At 69.8% G+C, this 23,853-nt stretch carries 23 protein-coding genes and 1 pseudogene; 5 read left to right on the top strand and 19 right to left on the bottom strand.

Annotated elements, in window-relative coordinates:
- Positions 1 to 5 precede the first annotated feature (5 nt).
- The 3 genes from ACWGJB_RS47245 to ACWGJB_RS47235 all read right to left on the bottom strand — a co-directional run bounded on the left by ACWGJB_RS47245 (position 6) and on the right by ACWGJB_RS47235 (position 2,356).
- Entirely contained in the window at positions 6 to 1,007 is a 1,002-nt protein-coding gene (locus ACWGJB_RS47245; protein WP_453386219.1) for a methionine synthase, read from the bottom strand.
- Between the two features lie 100 nt (positions 1,008 to 1,107).
- Positions 1,108 to 1,800, bottom strand: a complete 693-nt coding sequence (locus tag ACWGJB_RS47240; protein WP_453386218.1) for an SDR family oxidoreductase — start codon at positions 1,798 to 1,800, stop codon at positions 1,108 to 1,110.
- Between the two features lie 16 nt (positions 1,801 to 1,816).
- Positions 1,817 to 2,356, bottom strand: coding sequence for an LOG family protein (locus ACWGJB_RS47235; protein ID WP_453386217.1), 540 nt, complete (start codon positions 2,354 to 2,356; stop codon positions 1,817 to 1,819).
- Positions 2,357 to 2,406: 50 nt separating this feature from the next.
- Here ACWGJB_RS47235 and ACWGJB_RS47230 point away from each other — a divergent pair, with 50 nt between their 5' ends.
- A complete protein-coding gene (locus ACWGJB_RS47230) occupies positions 2,407 to 2,733 on the top strand; it encodes a DUF427 domain-containing protein (RefSeq protein ID WP_453386216.1) in 327 nt (108 codons plus the stop codon).
- Here the strand turns inward: ACWGJB_RS47230 and mnmA are convergent.
- Positions 2,723 to 3,862 (bottom strand): tRNA 2-thiouridine(34) synthase MnmA, encoded by a 1,140-nt coding sequence (gene mnmA, locus ACWGJB_RS47225; protein ID WP_453386215.1) that lies wholly within the window; start codon positions 3,860 to 3,862, stop codon positions 2,723 to 2,725. The two genes, ACWGJB_RS47230 and mnmA, sit on opposite strands and share 11 nt — an antisense overlap.
- A gap of 61 nt (positions 3,863 to 3,923) precedes the next feature.
- Here mnmA and ACWGJB_RS47220 point away from each other — a divergent pair, with 61 nt between their 5' ends.
- Entirely contained in the window at positions 3,924 to 4,577 is a 654-nt protein-coding gene (locus ACWGJB_RS47220; protein ID WP_453386214.1) for an N-acetylmuramoyl-L-alanine amidase, read from the top strand.
- Positions 4,578 to 4,799: 222 nt separating this feature from the next.
- Positions 4,800 to 6,416, top strand: a complete 1,617-nt coding sequence (locus ACWGJB_RS47215; RefSeq protein ID WP_453386213.1) for a multicopper oxidase family protein — start codon at positions 4,800 to 4,802, stop codon at positions 6,414 to 6,416.
- 217 nt (positions 6,417 to 6,633) lie between these two features.
- On the opposite strand, the pseudogene ACWGJB_RS47210 reads toward ACWGJB_RS47215, so the two are convergent.
- From ACWGJB_RS47210 to ACWGJB_RS47200, 3 genes and pseudogenes are all read right to left on the bottom strand, one after another.
- Positions 6,634 to 7,779: pseudogene (locus tag ACWGJB_RS47210) on the bottom strand (cysteine desulfurase family protein); the annotation flags it as partial.
- Between the two features lie 151 nt (positions 7,780 to 7,930).
- Positions 7,931 to 8,203 (bottom strand): DUF4190 domain-containing protein, encoded by a 273-nt coding sequence (locus ACWGJB_RS47205; protein ID WP_453386237.1) that lies wholly within the window; start codon positions 8,201 to 8,203, stop codon positions 7,931 to 7,933.
- A 33-nt stretch (positions 8,204 to 8,236) separates the two neighbouring features.
- On the bottom strand, positions 8,237 to 8,404 hold the full coding sequence (locus ACWGJB_RS47200; RefSeq protein ID WP_351323447.1) for a hypothetical protein: 168 nt from the start codon (positions 8,402 to 8,404) through the stop codon (positions 8,237 to 8,239).
- A 122-nt stretch (positions 8,405 to 8,526) separates the two neighbouring features.
- Between ACWGJB_RS47200 and ACWGJB_RS47195 the strand changes: the two genes are divergently transcribed.
- Entirely contained in the window at positions 8,527 to 9,156 is a 630-nt protein-coding gene (locus tag ACWGJB_RS47195; RefSeq protein ID WP_453386212.1) for a TetR family transcriptional regulator, read from the top strand.
- A 75-nt stretch (positions 9,157 to 9,231) separates the two neighbouring features.
- On the opposite strand, the gene ACWGJB_RS47190 is transcribed toward ACWGJB_RS47195, so the two are convergent.
- Together ACWGJB_RS47190 and ACWGJB_RS47185 are read right to left on the bottom strand one after the other, a co-directional pair.
- On the bottom strand, positions 9,232 to 9,606 hold the full coding sequence (locus ACWGJB_RS47190; RefSeq protein WP_453386211.1) for a hypothetical protein: 375 nt from the start codon (positions 9,604 to 9,606) through the stop codon (positions 9,232 to 9,234).
- A 206-nt stretch (positions 9,607 to 9,812) separates the two neighbouring features.
- The gene (locus ACWGJB_RS47185) at positions 9,813 to 10,664 is read right to left on the bottom strand and encodes a thioesterase family protein (RefSeq protein WP_453386210.1); all 852 of its coding nucleotides are present in this window, start codon (positions 10,662 to 10,664) and stop codon (positions 9,813 to 9,815) included.
- Positions 10,665 to 10,830: 166 nt separating this feature from the next.
- Here ACWGJB_RS47185 and ACWGJB_RS47180 point away from each other — a divergent pair, with 166 nt between their 5' ends.
- Positions 10,831 to 12,060, top strand: a complete 1,230-nt coding sequence (locus ACWGJB_RS47180) for an alpha/beta hydrolase (RefSeq protein WP_453386209.1) — start codon at positions 10,831 to 10,833, stop codon at positions 12,058 to 12,060.
- Here ACWGJB_RS47180 and ACWGJB_RS47175 read toward each other — a convergent pair.
- From ACWGJB_RS47175 to ACWGJB_RS47130, 10 genes are all read right to left on the bottom strand, one after another.
- Complete coding sequence (locus tag ACWGJB_RS47175; protein WP_453386208.1) at positions 11,969 to 12,628, bottom strand: trimeric intracellular cation channel family protein; 660 nt, start codon at positions 12,626 to 12,628, stop codon at positions 11,969 to 11,971. The genes ACWGJB_RS47180 and ACWGJB_RS47175 overlap by 92 nt on opposite strands.
- Positions 12,629 to 12,675: 47 nt before the next feature.
- Entirely contained in the window at positions 12,676 to 14,067 is a 1,392-nt protein-coding gene (locus ACWGJB_RS47170) for a M1 family metallopeptidase (RefSeq protein ID WP_453386207.1), read from the bottom strand.
- 277 nt (positions 14,068 to 14,344) lie between these two features.
- Positions 14,345 to 15,667 carry a dipeptide ABC transporter ATP-binding protein gene (locus ACWGJB_RS47165; RefSeq protein ID WP_453386206.1) on the bottom strand — a complete coding sequence of 441 codons (1,323 nt, stop codon included), beginning with the start codon at positions 15,665 to 15,667 and terminating at the stop codon, positions 14,345 to 14,347.
- A 14-nt stretch (positions 15,668 to 15,681) separates the two neighbouring features.
- Positions 15,682 to 16,779 (bottom strand): ABC transporter ATP-binding protein, encoded by a 1,098-nt coding sequence (locus tag ACWGJB_RS47160; RefSeq protein WP_453386205.1) that lies wholly within the window; start codon positions 16,777 to 16,779, stop codon positions 15,682 to 15,684.
- Positions 16,776 to 17,774 carry an ABC transporter permease gene (locus ACWGJB_RS47155; RefSeq protein ID WP_453386204.1) on the bottom strand — a complete coding sequence of 333 codons (999 nt, stop codon included), beginning with the start codon at positions 17,772 to 17,774 and terminating at the stop codon, positions 16,776 to 16,778. Before ACWGJB_RS47155 ends, ACWGJB_RS47160 begins: the two co-directional genes overlap by 4 nt.
- 112 nt (positions 17,775 to 17,886) lie before the next feature.
- The gene (locus ACWGJB_RS47150) at positions 17,887 to 19,680 is read right to left on the bottom strand and encodes an ABC transporter substrate-binding protein (protein WP_453386203.1); all 1,794 of its coding nucleotides are present in this window, start codon (positions 19,678 to 19,680) and stop codon (positions 17,887 to 17,889) included.
- A gap of 69 nt (positions 19,681 to 19,749) precedes the next feature.
- Positions 19,750 to 20,757: an ABC transporter permease gene (locus ACWGJB_RS47145; RefSeq protein WP_453386202.1), complete on the bottom strand. Its 1,008-nt coding sequence runs from the start codon at positions 20,755 to 20,757 to the stop codon at positions 19,750 to 19,752.
- Between the two features lie 381 nt (positions 20,758 to 21,138).
- On the bottom strand, positions 21,139 to 21,936 hold the full coding sequence (locus ACWGJB_RS47140) for an enhanced serine sensitivity protein SseB C-terminal domain-containing protein (RefSeq protein ID WP_453386201.1): 798 nt from the start codon (positions 21,934 to 21,936) through the stop codon (positions 21,139 to 21,141).
- Positions 21,937 to 22,129: 193 nt separating this feature from the next.
- Positions 22,130 to 22,921 (bottom strand): enhanced serine sensitivity protein SseB, encoded by a 792-nt coding sequence (locus tag ACWGJB_RS47135; RefSeq protein ID WP_453386200.1) that lies wholly within the window; start codon positions 22,919 to 22,921, stop codon positions 22,130 to 22,132.
- Between the two features lie 69 nt (positions 22,922 to 22,990).
- Positions 22,991 to 23,716: an AAA family ATPase gene (locus ACWGJB_RS47130; RefSeq protein ID WP_453386236.1), complete on the bottom strand. Its 726-nt coding sequence runs from the start codon at positions 23,714 to 23,716 to the stop codon at positions 22,991 to 22,993.
- Positions 23,717 to 23,853: the final 137 nt, after the last annotated feature.

Raw genomic sequence — 23,853 nt, 5'->3', positions numbered from 1 at the left:
TCCCGTTACTCTGGGTTGTCCGCGAGTGATCTCGCCGCCCGGACGCAGTGGGCGAGCGCCTGCCGGGCGTACGCGGGGGAAGCGCCCGCGAGCCCGCACGACGGGGTGACCGTCACGGCCTCCGTGAGAAGCCCTGGTTGCAGCCCCAGCCTGCGCCACAGCGTCCTGACACCCATGACGCTACCGGCAGGGTCTGACAATGCCGTGTCCGTGCCCGGCACGACACCGACGAACAGCTGGGTACCGCCCTCCACGGCCTCGCCGATCGCGTCCTCGTCACGTTCGGTGAGGAGCGAGAAGTCGAAGGAGACGGCGGCGGCCCCGGCGCGGCGCAGCAGTGCGAAGGGGACGTCGGGGGCGCAGGAGTGGACGGCCACCGGGCCGCCGGCCTGGACGCCCATGACGTCCCGCAGCGTCGACTCGACGAGCTGGCGGTCCACGGCCCGGTGGGTGCGGTAGCCACTGGCCGACCTCACCTGACCGCGCAGCACGGCGGTCAGGGACGGCTCGTCGAGTTGCAGGACGAGCCGGGCGCCGGGGATCCGGCGGCGGACCTCGGCGAGGTGCAGGCGCAGGCCCTCGGCGAGGGAGGCGGCCAGGTCCCGGCAGGCGCCGGGGTCGGAGAGGACCACCTCGCCGTTCCGGAGCTCCAGGGCCGCGGCGAGGGTCCAGGGGCCGACCGCCTGGACCTTGAGCGGTCCCTCGTAGTCCTGGGTGAACTCCTCCAGCGCGTCCAGGTCCTCCCCCAGCCAGGAGACGGCACGCCGGGTGTCCCGGCCCGGCCGGTCGCCGAGCCGCCAGCCGCTGGGTTCCACGCGCGCGTACAGCTCGACGAGCAGGCCGGCGGTACGGCCGATCATGTCGGCGCCGGGGCCGCGGGCGGGCAGTTCGGGGAGGAAGGGGAAGTCCTCGAAGCTGCCGGTCGCGGTCTTGGCGGCCTCTCGGGGGTCGGTGCCGGGGAGGGAGCCGATGGCTGTCGCGGGTCCGAAGGAGGGGGTTGCGTTCACGTGGGAAGCCTAGGTTCGGTGCCGACGGGGGGTGCGACGGTGGTTGGTCACGTGCGGGTCGTGGGGGCTGGTCGCGCAGTTCCCCGCGCCCCTGACAGCGCTATCCCTGACCCGGTCGAACCGTCACGTCGTTGATCTCCGCGTCCCTCGGGAGGTCCAGAGCCGTAAGGATCGTGGTCGCCACCGATTCCGGGTCGATCCACTTCGCCGGTTCGTAGTCCTTGCCCTCCTGCTGGTGGACCTTGGCCTGCATTGGGCTCGCCGTACGGCCGGGGTAGACCGAGGTGACCCGGACGCCGTTGCCATGTTCCTCCTGGCGGAGGGCGTCGGCGAGGGCCTTCAGGCCGTGCTTGGAGGCCGCGTACGCCGACCAGCCCGCGCCGGCGTTGAGGCCGGCGCCCGAGTTGACGAACAGCACATGGCCGCGGGCGGCGCGCAGTTGGGGCAGGAAGTGGCGGGTCAGCTCGGCCGGCGCGACCAGGTTGACGTTCAGCTGGTGGCGCCAGGACTTCGGGGTCAGCTCGCCGATCTCGCCGAGGTCGACCACGCCCGCGATGTGCAGCAGCGAGTCGACCCGGTCCGGGAGCGACTGGTGCGAGAAGGCCCAGGAGAGCTTGTCCGGGTCCGCCAGGTCGCCCACCAGGGTGCGGGCACCGGGGAACCCGGCGGCCAGTTCCTTCGCGCGGCCCGCGTCGCGCGCGTGCAGGACGAGGTCGTCCCCGCGCGCGTGCAGTCGGCGGGCCACGGCGGCGCCGATGCCGGAACCGGCACCGGTGATCACATGAGTTGCCATGGGGGCCATGCTCGCATCAGTCGACGGGCCGGTTCGCCTCCAGGTAGGTGAGTGCGTCGGCGGGTTCGGCGGCGAAGTGCATCAGCTCCGCCAGGGGGCGGGGCAGGAAGCCCTCCTCCTCCATGCGGTGGAACTGCTGCTCGAGGCCGTCGTAGAAACCGGCGGTGTTCAGCAGGACGACCGGCTTGTCCGTGCGGCCGTGCTTCTTCAGCTCCAGGATCTCGGTGGCCTCGTCCAGGGTGCCGGTTCCGCCGACCATGATCACCACGGCGTCGGCCTTCTCCAGCAGGAGCCGCTTGCGCTCCGCGAGGTCGGACGCGATCACCATCTCGTCGACGCCGGGGCGGGCCTTGTTCGCGAGGAACTCGACGGAGACGCCCAGCAGCTTGCCGCCGGCTTCGTGGACGCCGTCCGCGACGACCTTCATGAGACCGGTGTCGGAGCCGCCCCAGACGAGGGTGTGGCCGCCTTTGCCGATCAGTTCCCCGAAGTGCCGGGCCGGCCGGGTGTAGCGCTCGTCCAGGTCGGCGGCGGAGAGGAAGACACAGATTCGCATGAGGTCAGGGTAGGCGGGAACAACCCGGCCCCCGCCGCTGTCATCCCTGTATGGCTTCTGGACACACGATCATCATCGAGAAGAGCGACGAGCGCGTGCGCGTGGTGCACGGCGATCTCGTACTGGCCGAGAGCGATCGGCCCCTCGTCCTGCGTGAGACCGGCTCCCCGGTGCGGTACTACATCCCCGCCGAGGACGTCCGGCTCGATCTCCTCACGCCCTCCGAGTCGCACACCGTGTGCCCCTTCAAGGGCACCGCCTCCTACTGGTCCCTGCCGGACGCGCCGGACCTGGTGTGGGCCTACCCCGACCCCAAGTCCGACGTCGCCGCGATCAAGGACCACCTCTGCTTCTACGACGTCGAGGTCACTGGCTGACGGCTGCCGTGTCCGCCGCCCGGACGGTCGACGCGATGGTCGCCGACCCGACGACCCGCGTGTCGTCGTACAGGACGATCGCCTGGCCGGGTGCGACGCCCCGGACCGGCTCGGTGAACGTGACGCGCAGCTCGCCGTCGACGAGTTCGGCGCTGACCTCGGTCTCGCCGCCGTGGGCGCGGAGCTGGGCGGTGTAGAGGGCCGGGCCGGTGGGGGCGGTGCCGCACCAGCGGGGCCTGATCGCCGTCAGTGCGCTGACGTCCAGGGCGGCGGCCGGGCCGACCGTCACCGTGTTGTCGACCGGCGAGATGTCGAGGACGTAGCGCGGCTTGCCGTCGGCCGCCGGGGTGCCGATCCGCAGCCCCTTGCGCTGGCCGATGGTGAAGCCGAACGCGCCCTCGTGGGTGCCGACCTTGGCACCGGACTCGTCGACGATGTCGCCCTCGGCCTTGCCGAGCCGCCGGGCCAGGAAGCCCTGGGTGTCGCCGTCGGCGATGAAGCAGATGTCGTGCGAGTCGGGCTTCTTCGCGACCGCGAGGCCCCGGCGCTCGGCCTCGGCGCGGATCTCGTCCTTGGTCGTCAGGGTGTCGCCGAGCGGGAAGAGCGCGTGCGCGAGCTGCTGCTCGTCCAGGACGCCGAGGACGTACGACTGGTCCTTCGCCATGTCGGAGGCCCGGTGCAGCTCGCGGGAGCCGTCGGGGAGCGTCACGATCTTCGCGTAGTGGCCGGTGCAGACCGCGTCGAAGCCCAGCGCGAGGGCCTTGTCCAGCAGCGCCGCGAACTTGATCTTCTCGTTGCAGCGCAGGCACGGGTTGGGGGTGCGCCCCGCCTCGTACTCGGCGACGAAGTCCTCTACGACGTCCTCGCGGAAGCGGTCGGCGAGGTCCCAGACGTAGAACGGGATGCCGATGACGTCGGCGGCGCGGCGGGCGTCGCGGCTGTCCTCGATGGTGCAACAGCCCCGCGCGCCGGTGCGGAAGGATTGGGGGTTCGCGGAGAGTGCGAGGTGGACGCCGGTGACGTCGTGGCCCGCCTCGGCCGCGCGGGCGGCGGCGACGGCGGAGTCCACGCCGCCCGACATGGCGGCGAGGACGCGGAGGGGGCGGGTGCGCTGCGGGGTGTCAGTCATAGCCCCTCCAGGGTAAGGGGGCGCGGGGAACCGGGGCCCGCGAGTATCCGTTGGGGATCACATGGGGGCGACGAGCGGTGATCGGGACCGGCGGATCGGGCGGCGGGCGCTGCTGATCGGCGGGGCGGCGGCCGCCGCGGGCACGGTGGCGCTGACCAGGGACGAGCTGACGCGGCTTTACTGGCGGCTGCCGGGAGTGCGCAAGGCGCGGGTGGCCGGCGCGGTGGACTTCAGGGGCGCGCGCTGGGTGGCCGCATCGCCCGCGAACTACCGGACGGCGAACCGGCCGGACGACTATCCGATCGACCGGGTGGTCATCCATGTCACCCAGGGCGGCTACGCGAGCGCGGTGAAGGTCTTCCAGGACCCGGCGCACGAGGCGGCGGCGCACTACATCGTGCGCAAGGACGGGCGGGTCACCCAGCTGGTCCGCGAGCTGGACGTGGCGTTCCACGCGGGCAACCGGTCGTACAACGAGCGCAGTGTCGGCATCGAGCACGAGGGTTTCGTGGACCGTCCGGAGGACTTCACCGACGCGATGTACGCGGCGTCGGCGCGGCTGACGGCCGCGATATGCCGGCGGTACGGCATGTCCATGGACCGCGAGCATGTGATCGGTCATGTGGAGGTGCCGGGGACGGACCACACCGACCCGGGCAAGTACTGGGACTGGGATCGCTACATGGGTCTTGTACGGCGGGTCGGACAGGCCTGACCCCCGGTTCCGCATGTGACTGAATCGTTATCCTGTGCTCGCTCTGCGCGCTGCCTGTGTCCATTGCGTCCCCCACCCCGGGCGCCAGCTGCGCCTGGTCAACTCCGTCTCCTTTCAATGGAGTTCAGCATCACCAGCATCCACGGCCGCCTCACAGTCCCCCCGCCCACTTCCTAACTTCGCCTCAGATTTCACACAGGGCTCAGGTCAAACATCCCCGCCATGACCCACACCTCAGAGCCCTCCTTCGAGACGGGCGGCAGCGAAGAGCAGGACACCCGCGGCAGGCGCCGGCGCGCCAAGGGCGCGGAGCACTCCAAGGCCGAGCGCGTCACCGGGGCCGAGCACTCCAAGGACGCGACGGCCAAGCGCGGCAAGGGCGTACACCGGCGGAAGTTCCTCGGCGGCATGGCCGGCGTCGGTCTGGGCGCGGTCGCCGCGGGCGGTGCGACCTTCGCCCTGCTGACCGACGCGAGCGGCAACAAGGCCGGCGCCGCGACCAACACCGCCACCCTCTCCGTCCCGGACCTCCTGGAGGGCACCACCTCCGACAGCACCACCACCTACACGATCGAGGCGCAGACCGGCAGCGCCGAGGTGATCAGCGGTGTCACCAGCACCACCGCGGGCTACAACCAGTCCTTCCTCGGCCCGACCATGAAGTGGACCAAGGGCAACACGGTCCTCCTCAACATCACCAACAGCCTGGGTGAGGACACCACGGTCCACTTCCACGGCGCGCACGTCCCGGCCAAGATGGACGGCGGTCCCCAGGTCGCCTTCTCCGACGGGGAGACCTGGTCGCCGACCTTCGAGGTGCTCGACGAGCCCATGACGCTCTGGTACCACCCGCACGCCCTGGGCACCACGGCCAAGCAGGCGGTGCACGGCCTGGCCGGCATGATCATCGTCGACGACAGCGACAACACCACCAGCGCCGCGCTGCCCACCACCTACGGCACCGACGACATCCCGCTGATCTTCCAGTGCCTGGCCGTGGACGCCGACGGCGACATCAAGTACGACCTCACCGGCTACCTCGGCGGCGACCTGACCTACCCGCTGCTGGTCAACGGCACCAACGTCGACGACACCACACTCACCTTCTCCGCGACCAAGACCCGGACCCGGTTCCGGCTGCTCAACGCCTCGCCGTCGGACATCATCACCATCCAGCGCAGCGACGGCGGCACGATGTCGCAGATCGCCACCGACCAGGGTTATCTGTCCGCGGCGGCGGACGTGACCGAGATCCGGCTGGTGGCCGGCGCCCGCGCCGAGATGGTCATGGACCTGTCGGACGACGTCACCCTCCAGGCGGTCGTCACCACCGGCTGGGTGCGCGGCGGCAGCGGCACGTACGACTTCCTGACCGTCGCCGCCGGCGGCACCGACACCCCGGACGACCTGCCGACCTCGCTGCGGACCATCGACCGGTACGACACCAGCGACTTCACCGCCCGGACCATCACCCTCGGCCAGAGCGGCACCACCATGACCATCAACGGCTCGGCCGGTACCAGCATGAGCTCGATGGCCATGATCAGCACGACCCTCGGGTCGAAGGAGATCTGGACGATCAAGAACGGCACCCAGCTGGAGCACTCGTTCCATCTGCACGACGTGCCGTACCAGCTGATCTCCATCAACGGCGAGGATCCCACCGGGGTCGAGCTCGGCTGGTACGACACCTACGAGGTGGTCGGCGGTGGCTCCATCGAGATCGCCATGGAGTTCACCGACTTCACCGACGACACGTACATGTACATGCTCCACTGCCATCTCCTGCAGCACGAGGACGAGGGCATGATGGCGTCCCTCATGGTCACCGAGAGCTAGCCCGAACCTGGCTCTCGGGACGGCTGCCGCCGGCGGGGGGTCAGCCGGCGGCCGCCCCCAGCGCCGCCGGCGGTGCCGCGCGCCTCACCGCCCCGCGGCCCCGGCCCGGCCGCCCCCCCCGCCCGGCTCCCGGGCGGGGCGCCGGGGGGGGGGGCGCGCGGGGGGGCCCCCCCAAACGGGGGGGGGGGGGGCGCGGGGCCCCCCCCCCCCGCCCCCCCCGGGCCCGCTCCACCGCCGGGCCGATCGCCTTGGCGACCGCCTCCACGTCGGCCTGGGTGGAGGTGTGACCGAGCGAGAAGCGCAGGGTGCCGCGGGCCAGGTCCGGGTCGGTCCCGGTAGCCAGCAGGACATGGCTCGGCTGGGCCACCCCGGCCGTGCACGCGGAGCCCGTCGAGCATTCGATGCCCTGGGCGTCGAGCAGCAGGAGCAGCGAGTCGCCCTCGCAGCCGGGGAAGGTGAAGTGCGCGTTGGCCGGCAGGCGCTCCACCGGGTCGCCGCCGAGGATCGCGTCCGGTACGGCCGTGCGCACGGCGTCGACCAACTGGTCGCGCAGGGCGCCGATCTCGCGGGCGAACCACTCGCGGCGCTCGACGGCGAGGTTCGTCGCGACCGCGAAGGAGGCGATCGCCGGGACGTCGAGGGTGCCGGAGCGGACGTGCCGCTCCTGGCCGCCGCCGTGCAGGACCGGCACGGGGGTGTACTCACGGCCGAGGAGCAGGGCGCCGATGCCGTACGGGCCGCCGACCTTGTGGCCGGAGACGGTCATCGCGGCGAGGCCGGAGGCGGCGAAGTCCACCGGGGTCTGGCCGACGGCCTGGACCGCGTCGGCGTGCAGGGGGATGCCGAACTCGCTTGTCACGTCGGCGAGTTCGCGGACCGGCAGGACCGTGCCGATCTCGTTGTTGGCCCACATGACGGTGACGAGGGCCACGTCGTCGGGGTTGCGGGCGATCGCCTCGCGCAGCGCCTCGGGATGGACCCGGCCGTAGGAGTCGACGGGGAGGTACTCCACCGTCGCGCCCTCGTGTTCGCCGAGCCAGTCGACCGCGTCGAGGACCGCGTGGTGTTCGACGGGGCTGGACAGGACGCGGGTGCGGGCGGGGTCGGCGTCCCGGCGGGCCCAGTAGAGGCCCTTGACCGCGAGGTTGTCGGCCTCGGTGCCGCCGGAGGTGAAGACGACCTCGCTGGGGCGGGCGCCGAGTACCGCCGCGAGGGTTTCCCTCGATTCCTCGACCGTGCGGCGGGCCTTGCGGCCGGAGGCGTGCAGGGAGGACGCGTTGCCGGTGACGCCGAGGGTAGCGGTGAGGGCTTCTACCGCCTCCGGGAGCATCGGGGTCGTGGCGGCGTGGTCGAGGTAGGCCATGGTGGGTCGATTCTACGGGGGCTTCGCCGTGGAACCGAGGGCGCCGTGGTCGGCTCGGCCGGTGGGTCACTGCGGGCCGTGCGGGGCTGGTCGCGCAGTTCCCCGCGCCCCTGAGGGGGCGCTTCCCTGAACGGGGCTCACAGGGTCCCGCTCACAAGCTCCAGGACACCGTGTTCGAGATCTCCATCGCGAGGGCGAGGACCGCCAGGTCCGCGACGCCCAGGGCCAGGCCCAGGTATGCGCGGCCCTTGCGCTGCGTGCCGCGCCACAGCGAGACCAGGGCCAGGACGATCGCGATCGGGCCCAGGAACAGGTTCAGGACGAGGAGGCCGAGGAGGCCGAGGATGAAGGACGCCACGGCCATGCCGTCGGCGTCGCGGGTGCGGGGTTCGGGGCGGGTGGTGGCCGGGGCGGTGAGGTGCAGCATGGCTCAGCTCCTGGAAGTCGTGGTGGACGGTCAGTTGGCCGAGGTGCGGCGCCGGCGGGCGATGCGCTCGCGGAGTGCGAAGACGGCCAGCCAGACGGCGATCACGGCAGCGAGTCCTGCGGTGACGTCGAGCGGCGCGTGGGCCACGGTGCCCAGCACCACGCCGAGCAGCATGAGTGCGGCGACGAGGAACAGCATGGGATTCGATCCCCCCTCCGTTAAGTTTGGGTGAACGGTTGTAGTAACACTTGTTCACTGACTTTGAGTCTAGCAACTCCGACGGCTTTTCAATTCCGGAGAACAGTTGTTAACTGGATGACATGAGTCACACCCTCGGCATCCGACAGGCCCAGAAGCAGAAGACCCGCCAGGCCTTCCTGGACGCGGCGCTGGGGCTGCTGGAGGAGCAGAGTCTGAGCAGCCTGGGGCTGCGCGAGGTCACCCGGGCCGTCGGCGTCGCCCCGACCGCCTTCTACCGGCACTTCCGCTCCACCGCCGACCTGGGCGTCGCCCTCGTCGACGAGGCGCTCGGCAGCCTGCACCCCATGGTCCGCACGACCGTCTCCACGCCCGGCCCGGAGCGCATCACCCGTGCTGTGCGGCTGATCGCCGACCATGTGGCCGCGCACCCGGCGCATGTCCGGTTCATCGCCCGGGAGCGGCACGGCGGGGTGCAGCCGGTGCGCGAGGCCATCCGGGACCAACTGGCCCGGTTCGCCGAGGAGGTCAAGACCGAGCTGGCCAAGGACCCCGAGGCCGCCGGGTGGAACGACGACGACCTGCTGATGCTCGCCCACCTCTACGTGGACCAGATGCTCATGACCGCGTCGCTGTTCCTGGAGACCCTGGAGTCGCCGGAGCCCTCGGAGGGGGAGCGGCAGCGCGTCACCCAGGTCGCCGCCCGCCAGATGCGCCTGATCAGTCTCGGCCGACAGCACTGGCTGGACTAGGGCCTGTCCGGGCGACGCGAAGGGGCGGTGCGTCCGCTCGCCGGACGCGCCGCCCCTGTCGTACGACGCCTGGTGTCAGCTCTTCGTGGCCTGCTGGGTCGGCGCCCCGCTGGGCGCCGCACCGCCCGCACCGGGGCCGCCCTGACCGCCGCCGCACCCACCGCCGCCCTGACCGCCGCCAGGGCCGCCCTGACCGCCGGCGCCCGGACCGCCGCTCGGCATGCCGGTGGGCTTGACGGTGGAGTTGCCCGTGGGCGCACCGGAGGGAGCACCGCTCGGCATTCCGGAGGCGTTGCCGGTCGGCATGCCGGACGGCGCCTGACAGGACTGCGACTGGCCGGAGTTGCCGCTGCCGGAGGACGACGACGAGTCGCCCGAGCCGCACGCGGTCAGCAGCAGCGGAGACACGGCGAGCAGGGCGACCGCGGGGACGAGACGTACACGCTTCATGAGAGACAGCTCCATAAAGGATGAGGGAGTCCTGAGGCGTGGCACTCAACCAACGGCGCTTAGGGCGTACTTGGGCCCGCACTGTCCCCGGCCTGTGACTCGGGTAAAGGGCGGTTCAAGAAAACCCACTGACCTGCTCCTTTCCGGACGGTCGCGGTCTACTCGCTGGTACACGTCCGTGACAGAACGGGGTCCCGGCGGATACCTCAGCCGAGGCGGACCCGGGCCAACTGCCGTGACTGGGCGACCAGTCGGTCGGCGCTGTCCCAGACCTCGGCGTCCTCCTCCAGGAAGCCGCCGGCCAGGTTGCGGGTGGTGATGGAAACACGCAACGGGCCCGGGGCGGGGCGGTGGCGGACGTGCACGGTGAGTTCGACCGTGGGGACCCAGCCCTTGAGGCCGATCTCGAAGGCGGTGGGCGGCAGCGCGTCGACGGCCAGGAGCAGGGCGAGGGGGTCGGCGTCACGGCCGTCGGCGAGGCCGAACCAGGAGCGCATCTCGCCCTTGCCGGAGGGGGCGCCGAGGGCCCAGCCGAGGGTCGACGGATCCAGCTTGAGCATCAGGCGCTCGGTGATGGCGGAGCTGCCGTCGACCGGGGCAGGTCCGTCCTCGGGCCCGAAGCACTGGTCCATGGGCGGGATGGCCGGCGGGGTCGCCGTGGTGCGGACGTCGTCGGGGAGGGCGGCGAGGTCGCCGTAGGAGGCGAGGACGCGGATGCGTTCGACCTCGTTGCCGTCGTCGTCGTACTGGAAGAGCGAGGCCTGGCCGGTGGAGAGGGTGCGGCCGGTGCGGACGGTGTCCGTGCGGATCACGGCCGGGCCCGGCTGGGACGCGGTCAGGTAGTGCGCGGAGATGGTGAACGGGTCCGGATGCGGCAGCGTGTCCGCGAGGGCCCGGCCGAGGACGGCCAGCAGATAGCCGCCGTTGACGGCGCTGATGATGGTCCAGCCGGCCGAGAGGTCGATGTCGTAGACCCCGGGCGCGCGCCGGACGACCGCCGTGTCGCGGTCGAACTCGCTGTCGCCGATCACGGCCCGCGTGGAAGCTGCTTCTGGCATGGCTGAACAGTACAAGAATTGATTACTAAGCGGTAGCTTTTGTGATCTACATACCAGCGGACCGGCCGGTAAAGGATCCACCCGCCGGGGTGAGGTTCCGGCAATTTCTAGGTAAGTGTCCGGACACGTCCGTAACCCGGAGCCCGGAATTCCCCTCTATGGGGTCATGAGCCTCACCGGGACTCCGTTCCTCTACACGACCATCGTCCTGTCCGTGGTCGCCCTCATACTCCCGCTCGTCCTGTGGTCGAGGATGCGCGGGCCCCAGGCAGTGCGCACCGCGGCCCGGGTCCTGATGCTGCTGTTCGCGCAGGCCACCGCGGTGACGCTGATCTTCGTGCTGGTCAACAACCAGAACGACCTGTACGACAACTGGGCCGACCTGCTCGGGACCGGCAACCACGTCCAGCAGGCCGCCGACCTCGGCCAGGACGGTACCGGCGGCATAGCTCTGAAACGGTTGCCCAAGGTGAGGCAGAGCTTCACGGCGTCCGAGGGGCCGGCCATGCGCGCGGCCGGCGGGGTCCGGGTCACCCAGCTCAAGGGCCGGGTCTCGGGCGTCAACGCCGAGGTCTACGTCTGGCTGCCGCCCCAGTACGACGAACCGGAGTACCGCTACCACCGGTTCCCGGTGGTGGAGCTGCTGCCGGGCTATCCCGGCTCGGCCAAGGCCTGGTTCGGTTCGCTGAAGGTGCACGAGCAACTGGAGCCGCTGATGAGGAGCGGCCGGGTCGCGCCCTTCATCCTGGTCGCCCCGCGCACCAACCTGCTGGCCGGCGTGGACACCGGCTGCGCCAACATCCCGGGCACCGTGAACGCCGACAGCTGGCTCAGCATCGACGTGCCGAAGATGGTGACCGACAACTTCCGCGCCGCCACGGCCCCGGCGAACTGGGCGGTCGCCGGGTACTCGGCGGGCGCGCACTGCGCGGTCAAGCTGGCCGTCGCCCACCCGGATCGCTACCGGGCCGCGATCAGCCTGTCGGGCTACAACGACCCGATCGGCGAACGCAATTCACTCGCCGCGCAGAGCGTGACCCTGCGCGAGCGGAACAATCCCTATCTGCTGCTCCGGAAGGCGGCCGCCCCGCCCCGGATCGCCCTCTACGTCTCCGGCGAGTCCGGCGACGGCTACCAGGCCGGAGTGGCGCTCGAACAGGTCGCCAAGGCACCGACCACCGTGCATGTGGTGTTCCTGCCGCGCAGCGCGGGCGGCCACAACATGGCGCTGTGGCGGCCCCAGATCCCGGCCGTCTTCGAGTGGCTGACGGTCAACATGGGCCAGAGCCACGTCAGGGCCGGTACTACTCCTCGCGAACCGTCGTCCGCCGGTTCCACGCACGCGGCGCTCGCCAGTGGAACCGCATCGCGAGCAGGCGCAGCACGAAAGCGGTGACGACCGCGAGCCCGCTGGTGAACGGGGTCAGCACGTCGTAACGGATGCACAGTGCCACCATGGTCGCCCCGACGATCGCCGGGACCGCGTACAGGTCGCGGTCCCAGCGCAGCAGCGAGGGAACCTCGTTGGCGAGCACGTCCCTGAGCACACCGCCGCCGACCGCGGTGGCGAGCCCCAGGGCGACCGAGGCGGTCAGATTGAGGCCGTAGGAGTACGCCTTCGTGGTGCCGGTCACGCAGAACAGACCGAGGCCGGCCGCGTCGAAGACCAGCACCGACGACTGGATGCGCTCGACGTGCGGATGCAGGAAGAACACCACGAGCGCCGTGAGCAGGGGGGTGATGAAGTACCCCAGGTCCGTGAAGGCGGCCGGGGGCACGGCCCCGATGATCACGTCCCGGAAGATCCCTCCGCCCAGCGCGGTGACCTCGGCGAGCACGGCGATGCCGAAGACGTCGAAGTTCTTGCGGACGGCCAGCAGCGCGCCGGAGATCGCGAACACGAAGATGCCGATGACATCGAGCGTGTGCTGGACGGAGGGAGAGAAGAGTTGCTGGAGCTGCACCCTGACATTGTGACCTGTCAGGGCGCATGAACCTTACAAAGCCAGGCTCACAGGGCGGGTTTCCCTGGGGTGAACAGCCAGGTCCGGAACAGGTCGTCGAGCTGCTGCCCCGAGACCTTCTCCGCGAGCCGGATGAAGTCGGCGGTGTCGGCGTTGCCGTACCGGTGCAGCTTCGTCCAGGCGGGCAGCAGCTTGAAGAACGCGGTGTCCCCGATCCGCTCGCGCAGCATCTGCAGGGTCATCGCGCCGCGCTGGTAGACGGCGGAGGCGAACATGGTGTCGCGCTGCGGGTCGGCGACGACGGTCTGCCAGAAGGCGTTGTCCGCGGCGCGGGAGTTGTAGCCGGCCAGGAAGGAGTCGTGGGCCGAGCGGGTGCCCTGGTGCTCCGCCCACAGCCACTGGGCGTAGGTGGCGAAGCCCTCGTTGAGCCAGATGTCCTTCCACTGCGCCACGCTCACCGAGTCGCCGAACCACTGGTGGGCCAGCTCGTGCACGATCGTCGTCTCGTTGCGCACCGCCGAGTAGGCCGGCTTGCTCTGCACCTCGAGCGAGAACCCGGCCTCCGGCATGTCGTCGACGATCGCGCCGGTCTCCTCGAAGGGGTACGGCCCGAAGATCTGCGACCAGTAGTCGGTGGCGGCGGCCGTCACGGCGTACACGTCGACGCTGTTGCTGTTCGCGAGGACCGGGTCGATGGCGACGTAGATGGGGATGCCGGAGGGCGTCTTCCCGGTCTGCACGTCGAACTTCCCGATGGTGGCGGTGGCGAGATAGGTCGCCATGGGCCGGCTCTCCCGCCAGTGCGTGTACGTCGAGGCGCCCTTGTCGTACGTCGATACCAGCCGGCCGTTGGAAACGCCGGTCAGGCCCTTCGGGGCATTGATCCGGATGTCATAGGTGGCCTTGTCGGAGGGGTGGTCGCTGGACGGGAACCAGGTGGAGGCGGCGTTGGGCTCGCAGGCGACGAAGACGCCGTCGGCGGTCTTCATCCAGCCGTAGTCGGAGCCGAAGACGATGGGGCCGCTGAGGGGTTCGGGGACGCCGCCGTAGGTGACGGTGACGGTGAAGTCGCGGCCCTTGGCCACCGGGTTCCTCGGCGTGATGGTGATCTCGTCGCCGGTGCGCGTGAACTGGGCCCGTCTGCCGTTCACTTCGACGCGTGTGACCTCCAGCTTCTGGAGGTCGAGATCGAGGGAGGAGAGGTTCTGGGTGGCGTGCGCGGTGAGTGTCGTACGGCCGTCGAGACGGTCGGTGTCCGGGTTGTACGCCACGTCGAGGTCGTAGTGACGGGCGTCGAAGCCGCCGTTGCCCAGGTCGGGGAAGTAGGGGTCACCGATGCCGGGGGCGCCCGGTGTGGGGGCGGGGGATGCGGCTATGACAAGGAAAGAGGCCGCCGCTGTCGCGAGGGCCCCTAAACGTGCCGAACGGGAGAGTTTCATGAGTCGTCCCTCTCGAGCGTGTGCCGATAATCGGACACGGACGACTCTGCAGGCTCCCGTTCGGTCATGTGCATGACTTTACCAACTTGTCATGCGTCACCCGCCGGTTGACTCCTGGCCCTCGAGACACCTCGGCCTTCGGCGTGGGGGTTTACCTCCGCGCCGGCGCCGACCGGGACAGGGTGAAGGGGAATTGCTGCCACTACGGCGCCGCGTAAAGGAAGTACCGGCAGGGATGGCCCCTGCCGGTACTTCGGCGTCGCACTTCGACAAGCGATCAGCTCTGCTTGTCAGTCGGCTCCTGGCTCTCGGCCTCCGCCGGCTCCTGGCTCTCGGCCTCCGCCGACTCCTGGCTCTCGGCCTCCGCCGACTCCTGGCTCTCGGCCTCCGCCGGCTCCTGGCTCTCGGCCTCCGCCGGAGTCGCGGCTTCGGCGACCTCTGCCGCCGCCACCTCCGCCGCCACCGCTGCCGACGTCTCCGCAGACTCCGCGAGCACCTCGGCCGCGACCAACTCGGCCGCCTCCTTGGCGACCGTCAGCAGAACCGTGTCCTGCGGGGCCTGGTCGGCGAAGTTCTCCGGGTGGTGGCAGGCGACCTGCTGACCGGGCTTCAGCTCGACGAGCTTCGGCTCGGTCGTCTTGCAGATCTCCGTCGCCTTCCAGCACCGGGTGTGGAAGCGGCAGCCGCTCGGCGGCGAGATCGGCGAGGGCACGTCACCCTGGAGCAGGATGCGGTCGCTCTTGGCGTTCTTGCGCCGCGGGTCCGGAATCGGCACCGCCGACATGAGCGCCTTGGTGTACGGGTGCATCGGCGCCTTGTACAGCGACTCGCGGTCGGCCAGCTCCACGATCTTGCCGAGGTACATCACCGCGATCCGGTCCGAGACGTGCCGGACGACCGAGAGGTCGTGCGCGATGATCACGTACGTCAGACCGAGCTCCTGCTGGAGGTCGTCCAGCAGGTTGACGACCTGCGCCTGGATCGACACGTCCAGCGCCGAGACCGGCTCGTCCGCCACGACCAGCTTCGGCTTCAGGGCGAGCGCGCGGGCGATGCCGATGCGCTGGCGCTGACCGCCGGAGAACTCGTGCGGGTAGCGGTTGTAGTGCTCGGGGTTGAGGCCCACGACCGACAGCAGCCGCTGGACCTCCGCCTTGATGCCGCCCGGGGGCGTGACGCCCTGCAGCTTGAAGGGGGCGCCGATGATCGTGCCGATGGTGTGGCGCGGGTTCAGCGAGGAGTACGGGTCCTGGAAGATCATCTGGACGTCGCGGCGCAGCGGACGCATGCCGCCCACCCCGAGGTGCGTGATGTCCTTGCCCTGGAACTCGACCGTGCCGCCGGTCGGCTCCAGCAGCCGGGTGATCAGCCGGCCCATCGTCGACTTGCCGCAGCCCGACTCGCCCACGACGCCCAGCGTCTCACCGGCCTTGACCTCGAAGTCGAGGCCGTCGACCGCGTGCACGGCACCGACCTGCCGCTGGAGCAGGCCCTTCTTGATCGGGAAGTGCTTCTGAAGCCCGGTCACCTTCAGCAGGGTCTCGCCGGGGGTGGCGTCCTTGGTGAGGGTGGCACCTTCGCTCTGCGCAGGGATGGTCACCGCTTTGTCCTCGCTCACAGCTTCGGCGCAATCTCTTCGGTCCAGATCCGCTCCCGCTGCTCCTGCGTCATGTGGCAGGCGGCCCAGTGCTGGCTGCCGACCTCGGTCAGCTCGGGGCGGACCGTGCGGGTGACGTTGTCCTTCGGAACGTCGGCATACGGGCAGCGCGGGTTGAAGGCGCAGCCGGACGGGACGTTGATCAGGGAGGGCGGGGAGCCCTTGACCGGGATCAGGCGCTCCTGCTGCTCGCGGTCGAGCCGCGGCATCGAGCCGAGCAGGCCCCAGGTGTAGGGGTGGCGGGGCTCGTAGAACACCTTCTCGGCCGGGCCCCGCTCGATGCAGCGGCCGCCGTACATCACCAGGATGTCGTCGGCGAGTTCGGCGACGACGCCCAGGTCGTGGGTGATGATGATGACCGCGGAGCCGAACTCCGTCTGCAGGTCCCGGATCAGGTCGAGGATCTGCGCCTGGACGGTCACGTCCAGGGCCGTCGTCGGCTCGTCCGCGATGAGCAGCTCGGGGTTGTTCACCAGCGACATGGCGATCATCGCGCGCTGGCGCATACCGCCGGAGAACTCGTGCGGGTAGCTGTCGACGCGCTTGTCCGGCTGCGGGATGCCCACCCGGTCGAGCATCTCGACCGCACGCCGCTTCGCGGTCTTCTTGTCGACGTCGTGGTGGATCCGGTACGCCTCCACGATCTGCTGGCCGATCGTGTAGTACGGGTGCAGCGCGGACAGCGGGTCCTGGAAGATCATCGCCATGTCCCGGCCGCGCAGCTTGCGCACGTGGTCGGGGTCGGCGGACAGCAGCTCGGTGCCGTCCAGCCAGATCTCGCCGGAGATCTGGGCCTTGCGCTTGCCGTACTGCCCGGCGGTGTGCAGCCCCATGATGCCGAGCGAGGTCACCGACTTGCCGGAGCCGGACTCGCCCACGATGCCGAGGGTCTTGCCCTTCTCCAGCGTGAAGCTCAGCCCGTCCACGGACTTGACCAGGCCGTCGTCGGTCGGGAAGTGCACCTTCAGGTCGCGCACTTCCAGGAAGGACGTCGGGGCGGGCGAGGTGAGCGTGGGCTCGCCCACGGCCGCTCCGCTCTTGCTCAGTTCCGTCATGAGAGCCTCACTCGGGGGTCGATCACGGCGTACAGGACGTCCACCACGAGGTTGGCGATCAGCACCGCGAGAGAAGTGATCAGGGTGACGCCCAGAATGATGGGCAGATCCTGGTTCTTGATGGCGGTGAGCACCGCCTGGCCGAGACCGGGCAGGCTGAACGTCGTCTCGGTCAGGATGGCGCCGCCGATGAGAGCACCGAGGTCCATGCCGAGCATGGTCAGGATCGGCGTCATCGTGGAGCGCATGGCGTGCTTGCCGATGACGACCTGTTCCTTGAGGCCCTTCGCGCGTGCCGTGCGGATGTAGTCCTCGCCAAGGATCTCCAGCATGGTGGCGCGGGTGATGCGGGCGTACATGGCGGCGTAGAGGAAGGCAAGGGTGATCCAGGGCAGGATCATGCCGCCGAGCCAGCCGGAGAAGCTCTGGTCCAGGGGGACGTACTGGCCGTTGATCCAGTTCAGCCCGTAGCTGAAGACCGCCAGCGAGAGCAGACCTGTGAAGTAGATGGGCAGGGACACGCCGCCGAGCGCGACCACCATGGCCGTCCGGTCCCAGATGGTGCCCCGCTTGAGCGCGGAGAGCACACCCGCCGCGACGCCGAAGACCAGCCACAGCACGGCGGCACCGAGCGCGAGACCCAGGGTCACCGGGAAGCGGTCGGTCAGCACCGGCCATACGGACTGCTCGCTACGGAAGGAGTAGCCGAAGCAGGGCGCGGCACAGTGGGTGACGTCTCCGCCGGCCGAGTAGGTGCGGCCTACGAAGATGCCCTTGAAGAAGTGCCAGACCTGCACGAAGATCGGGTCGCTCAGACCCAGCTTCTCCCGCACCGCCTCGACGGCATGAGGGTCGGCCTGCTTGCCCACGAAACTCGTGGCGATGTCCACGCCCGCCCACTTGGGGACGAGGAAGAAGATGCTGAAGACCACCAGGATGATGACCACCAGCATCACTGCGGCGGCGAACAGCCGCCTGATGAGGTAAGCGAGCACAGCTAACGGCCCGCCGCGGGACCGCGGACCACCGGAGGTCTTCCGGTGGCCCACGGTCCCGCCGCGCCGGCCTTCACCTGCCTTTCGTGCCGTACGGCGGGTGTGCCGGGATTTACTTCGTGGACTTCAGACCGATGTTGACGAAGTCGTAGTAGCCGCTGTACGCGTTCGTCGTGTAGACGTTGGCGATACGCGAGGAGCGCCAGTTCAGGAGTCGCTCGAAGGTGAAGGGCAGGTAGTACGCGCCGTCACTGACCTTGTGGTTGATCTCCGTGGCGATCTGCGTCTTCTTCGCGTCGTCCAGCGTGGTGGTGTACTGGTCGAACAGCCCGTCGATCGACTTGTCCTTGATCAGGCCGAAGTTGTTGTTACCGCTCTGCAGGATGTAGTTGCTGCTCCACAGCGGGATGCCGTAGCCCTGGACGGTCGGGAAGTCCGGACCCCAGCCCATGATGATGATGCCGAGCTTCTTCTTCGCGACATTCGAGGGAGAACCGATGATGCCGGAGCTCTGCGCACCGTCGTACTGGTAGATGTCGGCCTGGATGCCGACCTTCTTCAGCGCCGCCTGCAGGGACGTGGCCGTGGCCACCTCCTGCTGCTTGTTGTTGCGGACGGCGATGGTGGTCTTGAAGCCGTTCGGCTGACCGCAGGCCTTCAGCGCCTGCTTGGCCAGGTCGTCGTTGCCGTTCTTGTTGGCACCGGCGATCTTGTACGGGTCGTACTTCTGGCCCTCGCCACCGGCGATCGACGGCGGGAGCATGTTGGTGCCGATGTCACCACCGGCGACCGGGCCACCGCGCGCGGTCTGCAGCGACACGTGGTCGGCCGCGTAGATGACGGCCTTGCGGCACTCGATGTTGTCGAACGGCTTGACGCTCTGCGGGAAGACCGCGTAGCGGATGAAGCCGGAGACCGGGTTGTCCAGGTTGCCCTTGTGCTCCTTCAGGGCGATGGTGCGGCCCTGCGGGCCCAGGCCCGTCTGGCCGGCGTCGATGTCGTAGTCGCCGTTGATCAGGCGCTGGTCCATGTCGGACTGGTTCGAGGAGATCGTCAGCGAGATCTTGTCCGGGTACGCCTTGCGCACCGGGTCCGACGACGCCTTCCAGTTGGTGTTGCGGACCAGCACCAGCTTCTTGCCGGGGCTGTACGACTGGAACTTGTACGGACCGGAGGAGAAGGGGTGCAGCGTGTACTTCGCCTTGGTGTCCATGTCCTGGCGGACCGGGGACGCCGTGACCATGGCGAGGACCTGCTTGAAGTCGGAGTTCGGCTTGGGCAGGTGGAAGATGATCGTCTTGGCGTCGGGCGTGGAGATCGCCTTCAGGCCGAGCTTGTCCTTCGAGGTGTCCTTGTAGGGACCCTTGTAGGTGTCCTTCGGGTCGAGCATCTGCTGGAGGTAGATCGGACCGCCGGACAGCACGTCCTGCGCCCAGACCCGCTCGATGCCGTACTTGATGTCCTGGGAGGTGATGGTCTTGCCGTCCTCCCAGGTGATCCCGTCACGCAGGTGGAACGTGTACGTCTTGCCGTCGGCCGAGACCTGGCCCTCGTCGGTGGCGAGGTCGGGCGTGATCTCGGCGCCCGCGGCACCCGGCTCGGTCTTGTAGGTGAGCAGCTGACGGCTGTAGTAACGCGAGAAGTCCCACATGAAGCCGTAGTAACCGCGCGTGGTGTCCCAGAAGTCGGCGTCCTGGGCGGAGACGAACTTCAGCTCCCCGCCCTTCTTGACCAGCGAGGCCTGGGCGACCTTGTTGTTCGCCGCGTCGAAGCCGGCGGCGCCGTTCTTCGAACCGCCGCCGTCGCTGCCGCTGCCGCCGCACGCCGCCAAGGCCAGCATGCCGGCGACCGCGGCAGCAGCGGCCAGCGCCTGCTTACGCCGCCCTGTGGTGCGTTGGGTAGTCACGATCTCGGATCCTCCGGATTTGATGAGAGACCCCGTGTAGATGGCACGGGACGCTTGGGGTGAGGCGGTTCAGCGGGCGCCCTTCGGGTCCAGCGCGTCCCGCACGCCGTCACCGAAGAGGTTGAAGGCCAGAACGGTGATGAAGATCGCCACGCCGGGGACGACCATGTACATGGGGTCCGAGTCGTAGTAGTCGATCGCGGTGGAGAGCATCTGCCCCCAGGAGGACGTGGGCGGCTTGACGCCCACACCCAGGAAGCTGAGTGCCGCCTCGGTGAGGATGTTGGTGGGGATCATCATCGTCGTGTAGACGATGATCGGCGCGACCAGGTTGGGCAGCAGTTCCTTGAACAGGATGTAGAAGCGCCCGGCGCCCAGCGATCGGGCGGCCTCGACGTACTCGCGCTCACGCATCGAGAGGGTCTGCCCGCGCACCACGCGTCCGATGTACGGCCAGCCGAAGAAGCCGATGACCAGGATCATCACGAACACACGCACGCTGGACCCGCTCAGGCCCAGCATCTCGTTCGGCATCACGGAGACCAGCGCGATGATGAAGAGCAGCTGCGGGAAGGCCAGCAGACCGTCCATGACGCGGCTGATCGCCGAGTCGACCCAGCCGCCGAAGAAGCCGGCCAGGATGCCGAGGACGGTGCCGAGCACGACGGCGACGATCGCGGACAGGAAGCCGACGAGGAGCGAGATCCGGGAGCCGTAGAGGATCCGCGCGAAGATGTCGCGGCCGTTGACGGGCTCGACGCCCAGCAGGTGGTCACCGCTGATGGCGCCCAATGACCCCTTGGGGGTGCCGAACAGAGGGTCGATCAAGCTCTCGTGGAAGGTGTCCGGATCCTGCCCGATCAGGTTGGCGATCACTGGGGCGAGAACGGCGACCAGGATGAGGAGGAGCACGACGACGCCGCCCGAGAGGGCGAGTTTGTCGCGCTTGAGGCGCTCCCAGGCGATCCGGCCCAGGGAGCGCCCCTGCACGGCCTTGTCGCCGGCGGTGACAACCGCCGCTTCTTCGGCCGCGCTCGGGGCCGCTTCCGCGGTCGGCTCGTGCAATGGTGCCGTCATCTGGCAGGGACCCCTCTCAACCGGCTGTAGCCGGCTTGCACTTGCCGCTGGTAGCGGCATGATCGCTCTCTCCTGGTCAGGGATGAACACCCCTTGGAGCGCGAGTCTTCAACGCTGCGGCGACCGGTTGCCATAGTTGGCGGTGAATGGATGCGCAACCGTGATGAGAGCAAGGTGTTTCGTTATCCGAACGACGGGTAACACCTGTCGGACAGGGGCAAGCCTGACAAGACGTCATATCGCCGGGTCAAAGCCCCTGGTCTACGCGCGGAGACAAGGCCGCGGACGCACCCCCACCCCCGGAATCGCCGGGCGTCGCGTGACCCAGGTCACAGCATGCTGTGGGCCGGCTCCCGTCCCAAAAAGGACAACAAAGGCATCTCAGTAGCCGCCGGGGGCCGGTGGATAGCCGTACCCCGCGACCGGTGCCGGTGGCAGGGCCGCGTGGGCCTCGCGGTCGTAGAACGGCCGGGCGGTCGCCCGCATCCACATCACCACCGGGTCGTACTCGTCGGTCATGGCGACCGTCGACACCGGCAGCCCCTCCGGCACCGCCCCGATGGACTGCTGCATCATCGCCCGCACCGAGTCCACGGCCGGCGGCGACGTGTCGTACACGTCGAGCCCGATCGCGAGATAGGGCGCCCCCAGCTCCGGCTGCACCCAGGCGCGCCGCAGCGAGCGGATCGCGGGCGTGCGATGGGCGTTCTGCGACAGCAGCGCGTAGAACTGCGGGATCTCGATGGCCGGTTCGGCGAGGCGCAGCGGCCCCGCGGGCTGGCGGTCCAGGCCGGTCGCGATCCGGCGCAGATCCAGCCAGGGGATGCCGACACCGCCGCCAGGGGCGTGCGGGTTGAGCCACAGGCCGAAGTGGTCGGGATAGAGCGTGCGGGCCACGTCGAGGCCGTCGACCACCTCGTACGAGCGGTTCCAGCCGCTCGCCGACAGTTCCTGGGCCGAGGTCACGCAGGGGGCGTAACCGTGGCCGTCGACCTCCATGTTCCCGTACTGGGCGTCGGGGGAGCCGCCCTGCCCGTGCCAGAGCAGCATCCAGATCTGGCCGGAGGAGGGCGTGGCGAGGGCGCGGAGGAGTGCCTCGTAGGCGTCGTAGCGCCCGGGGGTTACCTGGCGCAGCATGTGCTCGACCTGTCCGGTCGCCGCGGTGCCGCTGGCGCTCACGTGTTACCGCCCCTTCATTGAGTTGCCCCGCGTTGGAGGTCGCCCCGCGTTTGGAGACAGCTTAAGCGCCCAGGGGGTGGGGGCCGATGGTCCGTCGGCGGGCGCGGCCGGCCCGGTGGCCGGTCGCGCCCGCGCGGCGGAGCCGCGGATCGGCACCGCCCCGCGCCCCTGGTCGGCTGCCTTCAGGGCGTTCCTAGTGGCCGTACTGATAGAAGGGGCGGACGTTCTCCCGCATCCAGTGGCCCACGGGGTCGTCCGCCACGTCCAGCAGGACCAGGTTCACCGGCCACTTCACCGGGACCCTGCCGAGGGCCTTGCCCAGCGCCTCCAGGGGCAGCGCCCTGATGTCCCCCTCCCACTGGGACAGTTCGACGCCCACGAACATCACGGGGTCCGCCGTCTCGACCGCGGCCAGGCAGCGGCGGGCCGTGGCGACCACGCCGGTCTGCGCGAACTCGGCGGAGGCCACGGCCAGGAAGTCCACCGGGTCTTCCTGCCAGTCCGGTTCGAAGAGCCGGACCCGGCCGCCCGAGGCGGGGCCGTCCAGTTCGCTGCGGCCTGACCGGCACAGCTCGGCGACCGCCTCCGGCGGCAGCGGGACACCCACCACTCCCCCGGGGTTCACGGCGATGCCGACCTGCGGGGGCAGACCGCGGGCGAACTCGACGGCCGGGGCGATCGTGTACGACAGATGGGAGCCGACCACCTGGCGGAACTGCTCCTCGGAGCTGAAGACGGGGACGTACACCCGGCCCTCGATCTCCGTGGTGGGCAGATCCAGCGGGCCGCTGTGCGGGCCGCCGCCCTCCGGCAGCGGGATCCACAGGAAACTGCGGCCCAGTACCTCGAGGAGCCGGCCCGCCGCGGCGGGGACGCCGAGGGAGGCCGACAGGACCTCCTCCAGCTCGTTGCCGGGCCAACCGCCGTGCGGGTGGGGGTGCGCCTGTGCCGGGAAGTCCGCGGGAATGTCCGCCGGGAAGTCCATCTGCCTACCGCCTGCTGGAAACCGCTGCTGCTGAGGCTGAAAAGGCTAGCGGGTGGCTGTGACAATGCCTCACCCCGTGACCCGCTCGGCTTCCCGGAAGGCGATCCGGCACAGCACGTCCGCCGCGTCCCGGTCGAGGAGCACCGCCGAGCCGACGCCCTGGGGCAGCCCGCCCTTCTCCACCGCCCGCACCAGGCTAGCGGCGGCGTGACGGTGGCGCAGGAAGGCGTACCGGGAGACGCCCCGGCCGCGCTCGCGCTGCCCGTCCAGTGCCGTGCCGGGCGTGACGTCCAGGAGCAGCAGGTGCAGGGTGCCGCCGCGGCGGCGGGCAGCGCGGGCCAGCCAGTCGCGCACCCAGGCCTGGGTACCGCAGTCGTGCACCACCATGCCCTCGCCGGTGCGCAGCGCGCGGCGCAGCCCGGCGTAGTGGGCGATGCGGACCAGCGGACGGTAAAGGGCGTACGGCAGGAGGCGGGCCAGGCGGGCGTCCCAGCGGTCACGGGTGTCCTGGGAGTCGATCCGGATGCCCTGGACGGTGCGGTGCATCAGGGTGGACTTGCCGCTGCCCGGCAGCCCGGTGACCACGACCAGGTCACGAGGGCCGAAGAGCAGGCCGTTCGGGCTGCGGCCGGCGCGGTCGCGCAGATCGCGGACGACCGGTGCCATGGGGCTCCCCCCGCGCGAGCGCAGCCGAGCGTGGGGGAGCTCCCCGCACCGCTCACGGGCCGGGGCCGTCGGCTGCCCGGGCAGGGCGATACCCGTCGTCGCGTATGCCGTGGTCCTTGTCACCGTGATCGTCCTCCCTGGGGGTTCAGGAAAGGTTCTCCCCGCTTACCGTAAAGAGAAGGTAATGCACGGTGTCTCGCGGTTCCGTCCGCTTCCGGCCACAGGCCTGTTACAAAGCTCCGCCCGGCATGCAATGATGTGCCCGC

The sequence above is a fragment of the Streptomyces sp. NPDC054813 genome (assembly GCF_053611365.1).
Note: the sequence above shows the minus strand (reverse complement) of the source record. Positions and strands in the feature narration are given on the sequence as shown.

Bases quoted from the DNA above. Each gene is read 5' to 3' on its own strand.
- ACWGJB_RS47180 (WP_453386209.1), top strand. From the start codon at position 10,831: ATGAGCCTCACCGGGACTCCGTTCCTCTACACGACCATCGTCCTGTCC.
- ACWGJB_RS47190 (WP_453386211.1), bottom strand. From the start codon at position 9,606: ATGAAGCGTGTACGTCTCGTCCCCGCGGTCGCCCTGCTCGCCGTGTCT.
- ACWGJB_RS47215 (WP_453386213.1), top strand. From the start codon at position 4,800: ATGACCCACACCTCAGAGCCCTCCTTCGAGACGGGCGGCAGCGAAGAG.
- ACWGJB_RS47230 (WP_453386216.1), top strand. From the start codon at position 2,407: ATGGCTTCTGGACACACGATCATCATCGAGAAGAGCGACGAGCGCGTG.
- ACWGJB_RS47145 (WP_453386202.1), bottom strand. From the start codon at position 20,757: ATGACGGCACCATTGCACGAGCCGACCGCGGAAGCGGCCCCGAGCGCG.
- ACWGJB_RS47220 (WP_453386214.1), top strand. From the start codon at position 3,924: ATGGGGGCGACGAGCGGTGATCGGGACCGGCGGATCGGGCGGCGGGCG.
- ACWGJB_RS47135 (WP_453386200.1), bottom strand. From the start codon at position 22,921: ATGGACTTCCCGGCGGACATTCCCGCGGACTTCCCGGCACAGGCGCAC.
- ACWGJB_RS47170 (WP_453386207.1), bottom strand. From the start codon at position 14,067: ATGAAACTCTCCCGTTCGGCACGTTTAGGGGCCCTCGCGACAGCGGCG.
- ACWGJB_RS47240 (WP_453386218.1), bottom strand. From the start codon at position 1,800: ATGGCAACTCATGTGATCACCGGTGCCGGTTCCGGCATCGGCGCCGCC.
- ACWGJB_RS47235 (WP_453386217.1), bottom strand. From the start codon at position 2,356: ATGCGAATCTGTGTCTTCCTCTCCGCCGCCGACCTGGACGAGCGCTAC.
- ACWGJB_RS47200 (WP_351323447.1), bottom strand. From the start codon at position 8,404: ATGCTGTTCCTCGTCGCCGCACTCATGCTGCTCGGCGTGGTGCTGGGC.
- ACWGJB_RS47185 (WP_453386210.1), bottom strand. From the start codon at position 10,664: ATGCCAGAAGCAGCTTCCACGCGGGCCGTGATCGGCGACAGCGAGTTC.
- ACWGJB_RS47195 (WP_453386212.1), top strand. From the start codon at position 8,527: ATGAGTCACACCCTCGGCATCCGACAGGCCCAGAAGCAGAAGACCCGC.
- ACWGJB_RS47160 (WP_453386205.1), bottom strand. From the start codon at position 16,779: ATGACGGAACTGAGCAAGAGCGGAGCGGCCGTGGGCGAGCCCACGCTC.
- mnmA (WP_453386215.1), bottom strand. From the start codon at position 3,862: ATGACTGACACCCCGCAGCGCACCCGCCCCCTCCGCGTCCTCGCCGCC.